12 protein-coding genes are annotated in these 15,673 nt (G+C 41.0%); 11 read left to right on the top strand and 1 reads right to left on the bottom strand.

The genetic code is table 11. The features are described 5' to 3' along the window. The first annotated feature begins 12 nt into the window (after window positions 1–12). The 3 genes from rbfA to rpsO all read left to right on the top strand — a co-directional run bounded on the left by rbfA (window position 13) and on the right by rpsO (window position 1,804). Entirely contained in the window at window positions 13–444 is a 432-nt protein-coding gene (gene rbfA / locus AC19MX_RS02810) for a 30S ribosome-binding factor RbfA (RefSeq protein WP_432399032.1), read from the top strand. Then, the gene (truB, locus tag AC19MX_RS02805; RefSeq protein ID WP_432399031.1) at window positions 444–1,391 is read left to right on the top strand and encodes a tRNA pseudouridine(55) synthase TruB; all 948 of its coding nucleotides are present in this window, start codon (window positions 444–446) and stop codon (window positions 1,389–1,391) included. The genes rbfA and truB overlap by 1 nt, the downstream gene beginning before the upstream one ends. A 143-nt stretch (window positions 1,392–1,534) precedes the next feature. Continuing rightward, a complete protein-coding gene (gene rpsO / locus AC19MX_RS02800) occupies window positions 1,535–1,804 on the top strand; it encodes a 30S ribosomal protein S15 (RefSeq protein WP_432399030.1) in 270 nt (89 codons plus the stop codon). 212 nt (window positions 1,805–2,016) lie between these two features. Here rpsO and AC19MX_RS02795 read toward each other — a convergent pair whose 3' ends face one another. Then, on the bottom strand, window positions 2,017–4,053 hold the full coding sequence (locus tag AC19MX_RS02795) for a putative bifunctional diguanylate cyclase/phosphodiesterase (protein ID WP_432399029.1): 2,037 nt from the start codon (window positions 4,051–4,053) through the stop codon (window positions 2,017–2,019). A gap of 415 nt (window positions 4,054–4,468) precedes the next feature. Here AC19MX_RS02795 and pnp point away from each other — a divergent pair, with 415 nt between their 5' ends. The 8 genes from pnp to deoA all read left to right on the top strand — a co-directional run bounded on the left by pnp (window position 4,469) and on the right by deoA (window position 15,668). After that, window positions 4,469–6,565, top strand: coding sequence for a polyribonucleotide nucleotidyltransferase (gene pnp, locus AC19MX_RS02790; protein ID WP_432399028.1), 2,097 nt, complete (start codon window positions 4,469–4,471; stop codon window positions 6,563–6,565). A gap of 149 nt (window positions 6,566–6,714) precedes the next feature. Next, entirely contained in the window at window positions 6,715–7,626 is a 912-nt protein-coding gene (nlpI, locus tag AC19MX_RS02785; protein ID WP_432399027.1) for a lipoprotein NlpI, read from the top strand. A gap of 76 nt (window positions 7,627–7,702) precedes the next feature. Beyond that, a complete protein-coding gene (prfC, locus tag AC19MX_RS02780) occupies window positions 7,703–9,283 on the top strand; it encodes a peptide chain release factor 3 (protein WP_432399026.1) in 1,581 nt (526 codons plus the stop codon). Window positions 9,284–9,529: 246 nt separating this feature from the next. Further along, window positions 9,530–10,291, top strand: coding sequence for a TatD family hydrolase (locus tag AC19MX_RS02775; protein WP_432399024.1), 762 nt, complete (start codon window positions 9,530–9,532; stop codon window positions 10,289–10,291). 177 nt (window positions 10,292–10,468) lie between these two features. After that, the gene (locus AC19MX_RS02770) at window positions 10,469–11,728 is read left to right on the top strand and encodes a NupC/NupG family nucleoside CNT transporter (RefSeq protein WP_432399022.1); all 1,260 of its coding nucleotides are present in this window, start codon (window positions 10,469–10,471) and stop codon (window positions 11,726–11,728) included. Between the two features lie 362 nt (window positions 11,729–12,090). Continuing rightward, entirely contained in the window at window positions 12,091–13,014 is a 924-nt protein-coding gene (locus AC19MX_RS02765; protein ID WP_432399206.1) for a nucleoside-specific channel-forming Tsx family protein, read from the top strand. A 395-nt stretch (window positions 13,015–13,409) separates the two neighbouring features. Further along, window positions 13,410–14,183 (top strand): deoxyribose-phosphate aldolase, encoded by a 774-nt coding sequence (gene deoC, locus AC19MX_RS02760; RefSeq protein ID WP_432399020.1) that lies wholly within the window; start codon window positions 13,410–13,412, stop codon window positions 14,181–14,183. Window positions 14,184–14,336: 153 nt separating this feature from the next. After that, on the top strand, window positions 14,337–15,668 hold the full coding sequence (gene deoA, locus AC19MX_RS02755) for a thymidine phosphorylase (protein ID WP_432399018.1): 1,332 nt from the start codon (window positions 14,337–14,339) through the stop codon (window positions 15,666–15,668). Window positions 15,669–15,673: the final 5 nt, after the last annotated feature.

Raw genomic sequence — 15,673 nt, 5'->3', positions numbered from 1 at the left:
TGGCACATCATCATGGCAAAAGAATTTAGTCGTACAAGACGTATTGCGCAGCAACTCCAGCAAGAACTTGCAATGGTGTTACAACGCGATATGAAAGATCCCCGCATTGGCTTTGTAACCGTAAACGACGTAGACGTTTCACGTGATTTAAGCTATGCAAAAGTGTTTGTAACTTTCTTTGAAGAAGACATTGAACTTGTTCAGCAGAAAATTGATGCACTAAGTGCAGCGGCGCCTTACATACGCACATTAGTGGCAGGACGTATGAAATTACGTGTTATGCCTGAATTGCGTTTTGTTTATGACAGCTCATTGGTAGAAGGCATGCGTATGTCTAACCTAGTGACTCAAGTCATCAGCAAAGATAAAGCTAAGCAGCAGCAATATGACCCACAAGCATCAGATAGCAGTGAATCTGTTGATGGTGACAAGGAGCAAGATTAATGGCTCGTCGCCCTAAAGGTCGCTTCATCGACGGAATCGTATTACTCGATAAAGATACTGGCATGAGCTCTAACTTTGCTTTGCAAAAGGTTAAGCGTATCTTTAATGCAAACAAAGCTGGTCATACTGGCGCATTAGATCCATTAGCCACTGGCATGTTGCCTATTTGTTTAGGTGAGGCAACTAAGTTTTCTCAGCATTTATTAGATGCTGATAAACGCTACCTTGTCACAGCAAAGCTTGGTCAACGTACTGACACCAGTGACTCAGATGGCGAAGTGGTGCAAACGCGTCCAGTGGATTTTACTCAGGCCCTTCTTGATGAAAAGCTTGAGTTTTTTCGTGGAACCACACAACAAATTCCATCAATGTATTCGGCATTAAAATATCAAGGTCAGCCTTTATATAAATATGCCCGTGAAGGTATTGAGGTTCCTAGAGAGTCTCGTCCTATAACGGTATTCGAGCTTAATTTTATTAAACTCGAAGGTGATGAGTTAACGTTAGACATTCATTGCTCTAAAGGCACGTATATTCGCACAATCATTGATGATTTAGGCGAAATGCTAGGGTGTGGTGCTCATGTGATTATGTTGCGCCGTACGCAGGTTGCAGAATACCCATATGAAAAAATGGTGAGTCTCGCTGAGCTAGAAGCACTATTAGCGCAAGCACAAGAACAAGAAATTGCCCCTAAAACCTTGTTAGATCCATTATTGTTACCAATGGATACAGCAGTGGCTAATTTCCCTGAAATTAACCTCCCAGACGCAATGTTATATTACGTCATGCAAGGTCAAGCGATTCAGGCTTCTGGGTTAAAACCTGACTGTTTAGTGCGTATTACCATCGGTGATGAGCGTAAGTTTGTTGGTATTGGTAGTATGAACGATGATGGCTTATTAGCGCCTAAAAGACTCATTGTGATGCACGACACTGCTGAATAATGTTATTGGCACTAAATAGCCTAATTGATCAGTTTTATATGCTTTTTTATTGCGGTTACTCTCTAATCTAGTTAGAATACCGCGCTCGCTCTGGCTGAGTTAGTGATCGGCTAGAGATACATTTACTTTTTTTGGAGATACACATGTCACTAAGTGCTGAAGCAAAAGCAAAAATTTTAGCTGAATTTGGTCGTTGCGAAAACGATACTGGTTCAACTGAAGTTCAAGTAGCTTTACTAACTGCTCAAATTAACCACCTTCAAGGTCACTTTAAAGAGCACATCCATGATCACCACTCACGTCGTGGTCTATTACGCATGGTTAGCGCTCGTCGTAAGCTTACAGCTTACCTAAAGCGTACTGACTCAGAGCGTTATGCTGTTCTGATCAAGAAGTTAGGTTTACGTCGTTAATTCGATGTATCGCTTACTAATGTAAGTGAACTAAACCGTAAAAAAGGAGGCTTTAGCCTCCTTTTTTATTGTCTAAAATTTGTGATTAATCAAAATTTATAGCACTGATAACTATTAACGAGTCTTTACTATTAAAGCGAAATGGTATTACTTCAACGGTACTCGATTTAAATTCACTATGTGACCGTTCGATTAAAATGGCTGTTCAAACGCTATATGCGAACGATTTGTGCTGTTTCAGACATGATGTATTTTTGTTCAAATTCTTCTAGTGGCAAGGGTTGGCTAAAGAAAAAACCTTGACCGATTTCACATTGATTATCTTTAAGCCATTGCAACTGTTCTTCATTTTCAATTCCTTCTGCCACAATGGTTAAATCCAACTGGCGACCTAACATCAAAATAGTTGATGCTATCGCGCTGTCTTCAGGCAAGTCACTCACAAAAGCCCGATCGATTTTCATTGTCGTAATAGGCAAATGTCGTAGGTAAGATAGTGACGAATATCCGGTTCCAAAATCATCGACTGCGATACCAAACCCAGCTGATTTGAGCTGTTCAAGCTTTACTATGGCTTGTTCTACATCGTTCATTAATGATGTTTCAGTAATTTCGACTTCTAACAACTCAGGACGAATTTGGTATCGAATCGCAAGTTGCTTAATATCGGGTACTAAACTGGCATCGGCAAACTGTTGAGAGGCCACATTGACGGCAATGGGGATGGCATAATTGTATTTACGTTGCCATTCACGAATGACTTTACAGCTTTGTTCAATGACCCATCGACCAATAGGAATAATAATACCAGTCTCTTCTGCTACCGGGATAAACGACATCGGGCTGATTAGCCTGCCATCTTTTTGCCAGCGAATAAGTGCTTCACAACCGACAACTTTATTTGTCTTCAAATCAAACTTTGGCTGGAAATATAATAAGAATTCATTGTTTTTCAATGCATCATGTAACGATGCTTCAGTACGAAGCCTTACCGCAGCACGTTCGGTCATTTGTTGTTTAAAGAAAGACCATTGGTTAGAACCCGCAGCCTTAGCGCTATACATGGCAATGTCAGCATGTCTGATAAGATCTTCTGCTGTGTCACCGTCTTCAGGGTAAATCGAAATCCCAATTGACGCAGCAGGATGAATAGCGTGTTCATTTAATTGAACTGGTGCATTTAACTGAATTAATAGTTTATCGACAAAGTCAGCTGCTTGAGCGGGGGTTTGGATTTCATCAGCTAAAATGACAAACTCATCACCACCGAGCCTAGCAACACTACCTCTATCACCAACAACACGCTCTAATATGCGAGCGATTCGTGCTAAAAATTGGTCTCCTAGCGCATGCCCAAGCGAGTCATTGACGTTTTTGAAACGGTCTAAATCGATGAATAAAAGTGCAAAGTTACGTTTGTGAACCCGTGAACGCTGAATCGTCACATTTAGCGTTTCGAGTAACAGAGTGCGATTTGGTAACCCTGTTAACGGATCTCGGGTCGCCATTTTACGTAATTTGTTTTGAGTTTGGCTAAACTGCAGCAGAATTTGATTAAATTTACTGGTCACTAAGCCAAGCTCGTCGTCTTTGTGCGCGGGAGACATAGGCAAGAGGTTTTCATCTGGCGAATCAGGATCGATTTTATCAATAGCTTCGCTAATACGTGCAATAGGCTGAGTTAAAAAGCGGTGAAACACAACGCTCAGCACCAATGTGAGTAGCAGGGCGCGTGCTAAAGTGGCAATTAAGCCTAATTTAAGTTGGCTGAATAATTTATTGGTGAGTCTTTGAGTGTCATAAAAAACGGTCAGTGTACCAATGAGTTGTTGCTCTTTATTACCCTCAAAGTAAAACGGGCGATACAAAGGCCTAGATATTTCTCTTAAATCACCAAATAAGCGTTGGCTTAAATTAGTGTAAGTCGCTGACGATTTATCGACGGGATTTGAGGTAGTGACAAACAATGAACCATCATCGAGCTCGATTACTGCAGAGCCTACATTGTCGACTTTTATAATGCCTTCAAGGGTTTGGCTAGCGAGTTTGTCATCCAGAGACCAGACAGCATTGGTGGTAGTTTGTTCGACCGAATTAAGCAGTTCTTGTTGCGCATCACTGAGTTGGTTTTTGGTTGAAATGACTTGAATGGCTATTTCGACTATAAAAATAGCAATGGCAAAAAACAAAGCGGTGAAAACCACTAAGTTCGTTTGTTTCCATGTTAAAGACTTAAAGCTGGCGGTCATGTCATATTCCGTGTCGCGTAAGTGACTATTTTGTTTAACTAGCACAGCAAAGTAAGCTGTGAACGCAAATAATTTATTGTTTTTATATTGAAATATTCTCAGGTCTATATTGGTATCTTTTAAGGTCGATACTGACCTATCTATTCTGTTTTATTGCTTGATATTGTCGTTAACTCTAGTCAAATTGACTGCTTTTGTCATTAGTCATCCGATTGAAGATTGACCTATAATGGCTTATTTGTAACAAAAGTTGAATCATTTATAACAAAAGCGCGATTAATATGGGTTTCTGTTGTAGAAAAATGATTATTTTACTTTTTTTTCATTCTCGATATCGCGTCTATTTAACTATTCAAGCTAATTGCAGTATACTTGTGCGCGTAATTAAAGGTCATTAAATTAAGGAATGGGTCACGTGAATCCAATTGTAAAGAGTTTTGAGTATGGTCAACATACAGTCACCTTAGAAACAGGTGTTATTGCACGTCAAGCAGATGCTGCAGTTTTAGCAAGCATGGGTGATACCACAGTATTAGTTACTGTAGTTGGAAAGAAAGTAGCGGATTTAAGCCGTGACTTTTTCCCGCTAACTGTTAACTATCAAGAAAAAACCTATGCAGCGGGTAAAATCCCAGGCGGTTTCTTCAAGCGCGAAGGTCGTCCTTCTGAAGATGAAACGCTTATTGCCCGTCTTATCGACCGTCCTATCCGTCCTTTATTCCCTAACGGTTTTAAAAACGAAGTTCAAGTTATCATCACTGTGGTTTCTGTTGATCCACAAATCGAGCCAGATATTGTTTCGATGATTGGTACTTCAGCTGCGTTAGCTATTTCTGGTATTCCTTTCAGCGGCCCACTAGGTGCAGCGCGTGTTGGTTATATTAATAACGAATATGTACTTAACCCAACAGTAGAACAGCTTGCAACTAGCTCACTTAACTTAGTCGTAGCAGGTACTAAAGCTGCTGTACTTATGGTTGAATCTGAAGCGAAGGCGCTTGCAGAAGAAATCATGTTAGGTGCGGTAACTTACGGACATGATCAACAACAAGTTGTTGTTGATGCCATCGCTGAATTTAAAGCTGAAGCTGGCAAGCCAACTTGGGATTGGACTGCACCAGTTCAAGATGAAGTGTTAGTAGCTAAGATTAAAGATCTTGCTGAAGCGGGCATGACAGAAGCTTATCAAATTGAAGTTAAGCAAGACCGTTATGTTCAAGTCGGTATTGTTAAAGCTGCTGCAAAAGCGGCTTTAGTTGCTGAAAACCCAGATGTTGATACTCGCGAAGTAGACAACTTACTTGGTAGCCTTGAGAAGAAAGTTGTTCGTGGTCGTATTATCAGTGGCAAGCCACGTATCGACGGTCGTGAACCTGATATGATCCGCGCACTAAACGTACTTGCTGGCGTACTTCCACGTACTCACGGCAGTTCATTGTTTACTCGTGGTGAAACTCAGGCTTTAGTAACCTGTACTTTAGGTACTGAACGTGATGCTCAAAAAATTGATAGCATCATGGGCGAGCGCACAAACCGCTTTATGCTTCATTATAACTTCCCTCCATATTCAGTTGGTGAAACTGGCATGGTCGGTTCACCTAAGCGTCGCGAAATCGGTCACGGTAAGTTAGCTTGGCGTGGTATGAATGCCGTTATGCCTACAGCTGAAGAATTCCCGTACAGCATCCGTGTTGTTTCAGAAATTACTGAATCAAACGGTTCAAGCTCAATGGCTTCTGTTTGTGGTACTTCATTAGCACTTATGGATGCTGGTGTACCAATCAAGACTTCTGTTGCCGGTATTGCAATGGGTCTAGTTAAAGAAGGTGACGATTTCGTTGTCCTTTCTGACATCCTAGGTGATGAAGATCATTTAGGTGACATGGACTTTAAAGTTGCTGGTACTCGTGATGGTATTACTGCTCTGCAGATGGATATCAAGATTGAAGGTATCACTAAAGAAATTATGGATATCGCATTACAACAAGCATATGGCGCTCGCGTACATATTCTAAATGTAATGGATCAAGCGATTGGTTCACACCGTGGCGATATCTCTGCACATGCTCCACGTATTACGACTATCAAAATCAATCCAGAAAAAATCCGTGATGTTATTGGTAAAGGCGGCGCAGTTATTCGTGCTCTTACTGAAGAAACCGGTACTACGATTGAATTAGATGACGACGGTACTGTGAAGATTGCTTCTTCAAACGGTGAAGCGACTAAAGAAGCTATCCGTCGTATTGAAGAAATCACTGCTGAAGTTGAAGTCGGTCGTATTTACAATGGTAAAGTGATTCGTATCGTTGATTTCGGTGCATTCGTTAACATTCTTCCAGGTAAAGATGGCTTAGTTCACATCTCACAAATCAGTGATGAGCGTGTAGCTAATGTATCTGACCACCTTGAAATGAACCAAGAAGTTGCTGTTAAAGTGATGGAAGTGGATCGTCAAGGCCGCGTAAGATTGTCAATTAAAGAAGCACAAACCAAAGCAGCCGCTGAGTAATGTAATTTAGCGTGTTAAGCGATTAAAAAAGGAGATCATATGATCTCCTTTTTTTATGTTTATTGAAATAATCTCTGTTAGTCCATAGCTCTTAGATGGCCAGATTGCTATGATATTGAATATTAATAAAACCTGATAAGGTCAAGCGGATGGAATGTAAACTACGCACCACAGTTATTGCCGTTGTTGTCGGTGCAAGTATGTTGTTGTCAGGCTGTGCTGCTACGCAAAGCTCGAGTGAGAATGTCACTGGGCAAATGATTGTCGCACCGGTTATGCCAGATTATAAAATGGAAGTCACATTAGCTAAGTTAAATGAAATTTTAGCAACAATGGAACTGACAGACGAACAACGTGCACGTTTTCATTATGACCGTGGCGTCATCTACGACAGTGTCGGTTTGCGCTTGTTAGGCCGAATTGATTTTCATCAAGCGATTAAACTACAACCTGATTTAGCCGATGCTTATAATTTCTTAGGTATTTATTACACCCAAGAAGGTGAGTTTGACAGCGCTTATGAAGCGTTTGATGGCGTGTTAGAACTTTCTCCTGGTTATGACTATGCTTACCTTAATCGCGGTATTGCATTGTATTATGGTGAACGTTTTCAATTAGCCGTTGAAGATATGCAAGCTTTTCTTGCGCGAGATCCGAGTGATGGTTATCGGGTTTTGTGGCTGTATTTAATGTCATCAGCTGTCGATAAAAATCAAGCTTTAGCTGACTTAGCGCTGCAACGCCAACAGTTAAAAAGTGAAGATTGGGCGAGTGTATTAGTTGACTTTTATTTAGGTAAGATTAACCAAGAGCAAGTGTTTGCCGCAGCAAAAGTGGGCTTGTCGCAACCAAAAGAATACGCAGAGCGCTTATGCGAAGCTTATTTTTACTTAGCTAAGCAAGCTGCAGCCAATGGGCAATATCAACAAGCCGCTAATTTTTACCGCTTAACGCTTGCGACCAATATTTATGATTTTGTTGAACATCGTTATGCCAGAATTGAATTGGCAAAGATGAAAAATATCATTCAACAGGCGGCTGAATTATCTAACAAAGGCTAAACATCAGTTTGCCTAGCCAATTATGCCGATAGGCGCTATAATTTGCGCCTTTTTTAGCGGCTAGTGCAAGGTTAACATGTCAGGCAACAACGTTGAGGTCGACAAGCGTCGTACCTTCGCCATCATTTCGCACCCCGATGCGGGTAAAACCACCATCACCGAAAAGGTACTTTTATTCGGACAGGCTTTACAAAAAGCCGGTACGGTAAAAGGTAAAAAGTCAGGACAGCATGCAAAGTCTGACTGGATGGAGATGGAAAAAGATCGTGGTATCTCTATCACGACTTCTGTGATGCAATTTCCTTACGGTGGCGCACTTATCAACTTACTTGATACGCCAGGTCACGAAGACTTCTCAGAAGACACTTACCGTACACTAACCGCTGTAGACTCTTGTTTGATGGTGATCGATTCTGCCAAAGGTGTAGAAGATCGAACGATTAAATTAATGGAAGTCACTCGTTTACGCGATACGCCTATCGTTACGTTCATGAATAAATGTGACCGTGATATTCGTGATCCAATCGAGTTGATGGATGAAGTTGAAGACATTTTAAAAATTGCCTGTGCGCCAATTACTTGGCCGATTGGTTCAGGTAAAGAGTTTAAAGGTGTTTATCATATTCTGCGTGACGAAGTGATTCTGTACCAAAGTGGTATGGGGCATACGATCCAAGAAGAGCGCATCATTAAAGGATTGAATAATCCTGAATTAGATAAAGCGCTAGGCTCATACGCATCAGAAATCCGCGATGAAATGGAATTAGTGGCGGGTGCTTCACATGAATTTGATCTAGAAGCATTTTTGAAAGGTGAATTAACGCCTGTATATTTCGGTACTGCGTTAGGTAATTTTGGCGTTGACCATATTCTCGACGGTATCGTTGAGTGGTCTCCTAAGCCATTACCGCGTGAAACGGATGCTCGTAAAGTATTGCCAAGTGAAGAGAAATTCTCTGGTTTTATTTTCAAGATCCAGGCAAACATGGATCCTAAACACCGTGACCGTGTTGCCTTTATGCGTGTTTGTTCTGGTAAGTATGAGCAAGGCATGAAAATGCATCATGTACGTATTGGTAAAGATGTAAACGTGAGTGACGCCTTAACCTTTATGGCGGGTGATCGTAATCGTGCTGAAACTGCATACCCTGGTGATATTATTGGATTGCATAACCATGGCACGATGCGCATTGGTGATACTTTTACTCAAGGCGAAAAAATTCGTTTTACGGGTGTACCTAATTTTGCACCAGAAATGTTCCGCCGAATTCGCTTAAAAGATCCATTAAAACAAAAGCAGTTACTTAAAGGCTTAGTGCAGTTGTCTGAAGAGGGCGCTGTGCAGGTGTTTAGACCTATTGATTCCAATGATTTGATTGTTGGTGCGGTCGGTGTGTTGCAGTTTGAAGTGGTAGTGGGTCGCTTAAAAAGTGAATACAACGTTGAGGCTATTTACGAAGGGATTAGCGTCAGTACCGCACGTTGGGTTTATTGCAAAGACGAACGTAAACTTGAAGAGTTTCGTCGTAAGTGTAGTCCAAACCTTGCATTAGATGGCGGTGATAACCTGACTTATATTGCGCCAACCATGGTCAACTTGAATCTGTCTATGGAACGTTATCCTGACGTAGAGTTTGCAAAGACTCGTGAACACTAATTGTTAATCGTTATGTTGGTTTAATGTTAAAAGGGTGGCGTTGCCACCTTTTTTATTGTGTTTTTATTAGCGTTATCACAGCAATTAACCTGTTTGTGTGATGTCAAATCTTTCTGCTCGTAAATATTGGTCATTCATAACGCCCTTGATTATTGACCCCCTTGTTGTTCACCTAATACTGCATTTATCGTCAGAGTGTTTTTTATGCTAATTTTATCGGCAGTTATATTAAATAGTAGGTGATATATGATCGATACCCATGCACATCTTGATATGCCTGAGTTTGATAATGACCGAGACGAGCTCGTTTCTGAGATGAGCAAACATGGCATTTCGTCAGCCATCATTCCAGGTGTCGCTGTTGAACAGTGGCAAAAACAATTGGCGTTAGCCGAAAAGTATCAATGGTACTTTGCACTTGGTATCCATCCTTGGTATGTCCCAGATGATATTGACAGTGCAATATTTCTGCTGGATAGAAAACTGCAGGAATGTAGAGAAAATAAGCGTTTGGTGGCTGTTGGAGAGTGTGGTTTAGATAAATTACATCATTGGTCAGATAAGCAATTGTTGTTACTCGAAAAACAATTACAGCTTGCTCAAACGTATCAATTACCGGTCATTTTACATTCGGTCAAAGCCCATCAAGAGTTACTGACACTATTAGCTCGGGTACGGCCGAGTCGCGGTGGTGTGGTTCATGGCTTTTATGGAAACCGCCAAATTGCTGAGCGGTACATTGCACTTGGATTTAAATTAGGGGTTGGTGGATTATTGCTCAACCCCAGTGCCAAAAAGCTTCGGCAAACTGTGGTCGAATTACCTTTGGAACACTTTTTATTGGAAACAGACTCACCCAGTATGAGCCCTTTTGACCAACCTAATACGCGCAACACCCCACTTGTCTTAAACAGAATTGTGTCCGAAATCTCATTTTTAAAGAAAAGTGAAACTGTCTGTATATTAGAACAGTTGAATAAAAATGCGCTGCAACTATTTGAGCTTTAATCCTTTTTCTAGAAACGGAATCGCAAATAAAACACTTATTTGCCTAAGAGGTTGAAATTAAACTCTAAAAAGTTGATCAAAACGACGCTTTTCGTTTCACGCTCAGTTATAATCATCAACGGAAATTAGGTGAGTTAACAACATTCAAAAAAACTGTTAACAAAAGGGTGATGATTAATGGATATTTTAATGAGTTTAGTAGGGGTGGTCACCCTACTTGTGATAGGTTTTCTACTATCAAATAATAAAAAAGCAATTAACGTACGTACTGTTGGTGGTGCTTTAGCAATTCAAGCATTCTTCGCGGGTTTCGTATTATATGTTCCAATCGGTAAAGATATTCTGAAAGGTGTTTCAGACGCAGTATCAAGTGTGATTAGTTATGCACAAGCAGGTATTAGCTTCTTATTTGGTGATTTAGCTAACTTCAAAGTTGGTTTTATTTTCGCCATTAACGTATTACCAGTCATTGTATTCTTCTCTTCTTTAATTGCAGTGCTTTACTATTTAGGCATCATGCAGTGGATTATCCGTATTATCGGTGGTGCTTTACAAAAAGCATTAGGTACAAGTCGTACTGAATCTATGTCTGCTACCGCTAACATCTTCGTTGGCCAAACTGAAGCGCCTTTAGTTGTTCGTCCATTTATTGCGACAATGACTCAATCTGAACTATTCGCCATCATGGTGGGTGGTCTTGCTTCTATCGCAGGTTCTGTATTAGCCGGTTATGCGCAAATGGGTGTTCCAATTGAATACTTAGTTGCTGCGTCATTCATGGCGGCACCAGGTGGTCTATTAATGGCTAAACTGATGCACCCTGAAACAGAAACAGCTATTAACGAAATGGAAAACCTACCAGAAGACCCAGATAAGCCAGCTAACGTCCTTGACGCTGCTGCAGGTGGTGCTTCTTCAGGTATGAGTTTAGCCATTAACGTTGGTGCAATGTTGATCGCATTCGTAGGCTTAATCGCTATGATCAACGGTATCATTGGTGGTGTAACAGGTTGGTTTGGTTTAGAGGGTATTACTCTAGAACTTATCCTTGGTTATATCTTCATGCCTTTAGCATTCTTAATCGGTGTACCTTGGAACGAAGCATTAGTTGCGGGTTCTTTCATCGGTCAAAAGATTGTTGTAAACGAATTCGTTGCATACTTGAACTTTGCTCCTTATCTAAAAGATGTTGCTGATGGTGGTATCTTGGTTGAAGCAACTCAAGCTGTGATGACAGACCGTACGAAAGCCATTATCTCTTTCGCATTGTGTGGATTCGCTAACTTATCTTCTATTGCAATTCTACTTGGTGGTTTAGGTGCTATGGCTCCTTCACGTCGCCATGACCTTGCAAGATTAGGTATCCGTGCTGTTATCGCTGGTTCATTAGCTAACTTAATGAGCGCGACATTAGCCGGTCTATTCTTAGCTATCTAAGTTAAGAGTTAATCTCGAGGGTAAAACCTCAATCACTGGGTCTTTAGTGAGTCAATGTTAAAGGCCCAGTTTGTAAGAACGTTGTTATTGATTTTTGTGTTAATCCACCATTTCCGATGCGAAGTTATAGGCTTATCGAATACTGCGAAAGAGGATGCGTTAAAGCCTCTAGTCAGTGTTCAGCTTGTTAATTTGTTAGCAATATGTAGACATAAAGTCGCGACATTGTTCACAAAAAAGAATTTTGTATTCGTTTTTTATCGATTTAATGTTGAGATTTGTATCATTAACGGTAAAATACGAGTGAATTAAAAAGAAGTGCTATCCAAGAAGATAGTTTAATAATATACATGGGGTTGATGATGAAAAAATTAAATACTTTAGCATTAGCAGGTACTCTAGCTTTAGCTGGTACAGCATTTACTGCTTCAGCTGCTGAGCAAACTGGTGATATTCATGCTGCTGACTATAAGTGGATGCAGTTTAACATTATGTATGCGATTGATGAGCATCCAATTGCGAACAAAGATGAAGCTACACATAACTACTTAGAAATGGAATTTGGCGGCCGCTCAGGTTTCGTTGATTTATACGGTTATGTCGACGTATTCAACTTAGCTAACAGCGATTCAGGTGATAAAACCAATAACGCTAGTAAAATGTTCATGAAGTTAGCTCCTCGCTTCTCTCTTGACGCGATCACTGGTACTGATTTGTCTTTCGGCCCAGTACAAGAAGTTTACTTCTCGACTTTATTCAACTGGGGCGGTGGTGGAACAACTGGTACTTACACTGCAAATACTCAAGATTTCAGTGGAAGCCTTGAGGCTTATACTCAAGGCGACGTTAACATGTCTTTCTGGGGTCTTGGCGCTGACGTTAATGTACCTTGGTTAGGTAAAACAGGGATGAACCTTTTCGCTACTTATGACATTAATCGTAAAGATTGGAACGGTTACCAGTTCTCTGCTAACTGGTTTAAGCCATTTGTTTTCTTTGATGATAAGAGCTTCCTTTCGTTCCAGGGTTATGTCGATTACCAGTTTGATATGGATGAGAAGATTTCTGGTACTAATTTTGTAGATGGAAAGTATAACAATACCGAACATGGTGGCGCTGTATTCTTTGGTCTTTACTACCATACAGACCGTTTCGCACTAGGCTATGGCGGTAAGTATTTCTATCATGCATACGGCTTAAATGACGGTGCATTTAAGAATGCAAACTGGGGTGGTTTAGATACAACTGGTTGGACTCACTTCCTTACTGCAACTTACAAAATCTAGTTGCTAGCGAGTTAGTTATATTGGAGCCGCTTATAGCGGCTCCAAATTTTAAAAAATAAAATGAAAAACATCTCAACTACTGAAATTTTTATCTAAAATTATTGTCTAAGTATCGTAGTTTTATATAAAGGTTTGTACTCTACAAAGTTTTATTTTCGCGCGCTAAAATGGATTTTTCGCGGAATGGTTGAAACAACTGTCTTTGTTTTATCTTTTCCGGTCTTCAAGGATTCAAGTCGTGGTACTCGTTATCAGATTGAATACTTAGGTTAGTAAATAGCACCTGTATTTACTGGCAATACTGAAGGCCCGGCCATTATTTTAATTATATAGCCAGCTATAGTGTTGCCTGAACAAAATTTATCGACTTTGATTTTTCGTTTCGGAGAGCAATTATGACTGATTTAAAAAAAGCGGCGCAACTTGGCATTTCATTAATGGATTTAACCACGTTAAATGATGATGATACCGACCAAAAAGTGATCGACTTATGCCACAAAGCCAAATCTTCAGCGGGCAATACTGCAGCCATCTGTATTTATCCTCGTTTTATTCCAATTGCACGTAAAACACTAAACGAACTTGATTGTGAAGACATCAAAATCGCCACAGTAACAAACTTCCCACATGGTAATGACGATATTGCTATCGCAGTATTGGAAACCCGTGCAGCTGTTGCTTACGGTGCTGACGAAGTTGATGTAGTGTTTCCATATCGTGCATTAATGGAAGGCAACGAAACTGTTGGTTTCGAACTCGTTAAAGCCTGTAAAGAAGAGTGCGGTGAAGATGCCATTCTTAAAGTGATTATCGAGTCTGGCGAGTTAAAAGACCCTGCGCTAATCCGTAAAGCGTCTGAAATCTCAATCGATGCCGGTGCTGATTTCATCAAAACCTCAACGGGTAAAGTGCCTGTTAATGCGACGTTAGAAGCGGCTGAAATTATGTTGACTGTCATCAGTGAGAAAAACCGTAACATCGGTTTTAAGCCTGCTGGCGGCGTTCGTGATGCAGCTCAAACAGCTGAGTTTTTAGATTTAGCGGCACGTATTTTAGGCGACGATTGGGTAACACCTCAAACATTCCGTTTTGGTGCCTCAAGCCTATTAAATAGTTTATTGCATACGCTTGAATTGACCGAAGCGCCAAAAGCAACTTCAGGTTATTAAGCACAATTTGCTCATTAAGTGATTGGCTTAACGAGCAAATACCTTCGCTTTGCATGACACAAAGAGTGTCGTGCAAAGACGCCATCAACCGATGGCATTCCAGAATTTAATGGCGATCCTAAAGGTGTTGGATTGCCTACCGGGGGACGTATTATGTTTCTTGCTCAAGAAATTATCCGTAAAAAACGCAATGGCGATGCGTTAAGCACCGCTGAAATTCAATTTTTTGTCGACGGCATAACTCACAACACTGTATCAGAAGGGCAAATTGCTGCTTTTGGTATGGCGGTATACTTCAAAGATATGAATATGGATGAACGTATTGCGCTTACTGCCGCAATGCGCGATTCAGGTACGGTATTAAATTGGGATTCATTACGAGTTAATGGACCAATTATTGATAAACACAGCACCGGTGGTGTTGGTGATGTCATCAGTCTTATGCTTGGCCCTATGGCTGCTGCTTGTGGTGGTTATGTTCCGATGATTTCTGGCCGAGGTTTAGGCCATACCGGTGGTACGCTAGATAAATTTGATGCGATCCCTGGTTATCAAACTGAACCCTCAAGTGAATTATTCCGTAAAGTCGTCAAAGAAGCTGGCGTGGCCATTATTGGCCAAACAGGTGATTTAGTGCCTGCTGATAAGCGTTTTTATTCAATTCGTGACAATACCGCCACTGTTGAATCTATCTCGTTAATTACCGCTTCTATTTTATCTAAAAAGTTAGCTGCTGGCTTAGATGTCCTCGCGATGGACGTTAAAGTAGGTAGTGGCGCATTTATGCCGACTTATGAGGCATCAGAAGAGTTAGCCCGTAGCATTACTGCAGTGGCTAATGGTGCAGGTACTAAAACAACTGCATTATTGACTGACATGAACCAGGTATTGGCTTCTTGTGCGGGGAATGCTGTTGAAGTCCGTGAAGCGATTCAGTTTTTAACAGGTCAATACCGTAATCCGCGCCTTTATGCGGTAACAATGGGTTTGTGTGCAGAAATGCTTGTTTTGGGCGGTATTGCACAGAATGAAGCCGAAGCTCGTAATAAACTAAATACTGTATTAGACAATGGTAAAGCGGCCGAGGCATTTGCTAAAATGGTCTCAGGTTTAGGCGGTCCTACTGACTTTGTTGAGGCGTATGATAAATATTTACCTCATGCAAAAATTATTCGCCCTGTTTATGCCAATACTTCCGGCTTTGCTTACAAAATGGATACCCGCGAACTTGGTTTAGCCGTTGTCACGTTAGGTGGCGGACGTCGTAAACCGGGTGATGCACTCGATTACAGTGTCGGATTAACTCAAGTTTGCGCATTGGGTCAAGAAGTTAACAAAGATGTTCCGTTAGCCATGATCCATGCTCAATCTGAAGATGCCTTCGCCGAAGCTGCAGCAGCAGTTCAGCAGGCCATTGTGGTGAGTGATAGTGCGCCTGAGAAGACGCCAGAAATATATCGCTATATCCGCGCTTCAGATTTATAAAGGAA

Source organism: Shewanella sp. MF05956, from assembly GCF_059758055.1.
Note: the sequence above shows the minus strand (reverse complement) of the source record. Positions and strands in the feature narration are given on the sequence as shown.

Bases quoted from the DNA above. Each gene is read 5' to 3' on its own strand.
- deoA (WP_432399018.1), top strand. From the start codon at position 14,337: ATGTTTCTTGCTCAAGAAATTATCCGTAAAAAACGCAATGGCGATGCG.
- nlpI (WP_432399027.1), top strand. From the start codon at position 6,715: ATGGAATGTAAACTACGCACCACAGTTATTGCCGTTGTTGTCGGTGCA.
- AC19MX_RS02765 (WP_432399206.1), top strand. From the start codon at position 12,091: ATGAAAAAATTAAATACTTTAGCATTAGCAGGTACTCTAGCTTTAGCT.
- prfC (WP_432399026.1), top strand. From the start codon at position 7,703: ATGTCAGGCAACAACGTTGAGGTCGACAAGCGTCGTACCTTCGCCATC.
- AC19MX_RS02770 (WP_432399022.1), top strand. From the start codon at position 10,469: ATGGATATTTTAATGAGTTTAGTAGGGGTGGTCACCCTACTTGTGATA.
- AC19MX_RS02775 (WP_432399024.1), top strand. From the start codon at position 9,530: ATGATCGATACCCATGCACATCTTGATATGCCTGAGTTTGATAATGAC.
- deoC (WP_432399020.1), top strand. From the start codon at position 13,410: ATGACTGATTTAAAAAAAGCGGCGCAACTTGGCATTTCATTAATGGAT.
- rpsO (WP_432399030.1), top strand. From the start codon at position 1,535: ATGTCACTAAGTGCTGAAGCAAAAGCAAAAATTTTAGCTGAATTTGGT.
- AC19MX_RS02795 (WP_432399029.1), bottom strand. From the start codon at position 4,053: ATGACCGCCAGCTTTAAGTCTTTAACATGGAAACAAACGAACTTAGTG.
- truB (WP_432399031.1), top strand. From the start codon at position 444: ATGGCTCGTCGCCCTAAAGGTCGCTTCATCGACGGAATCGTATTACTC.
- rbfA (WP_432399032.1), top strand. From the start codon at position 13: ATGGCAAAAGAATTTAGTCGTACAAGACGTATTGCGCAGCAACTCCAG.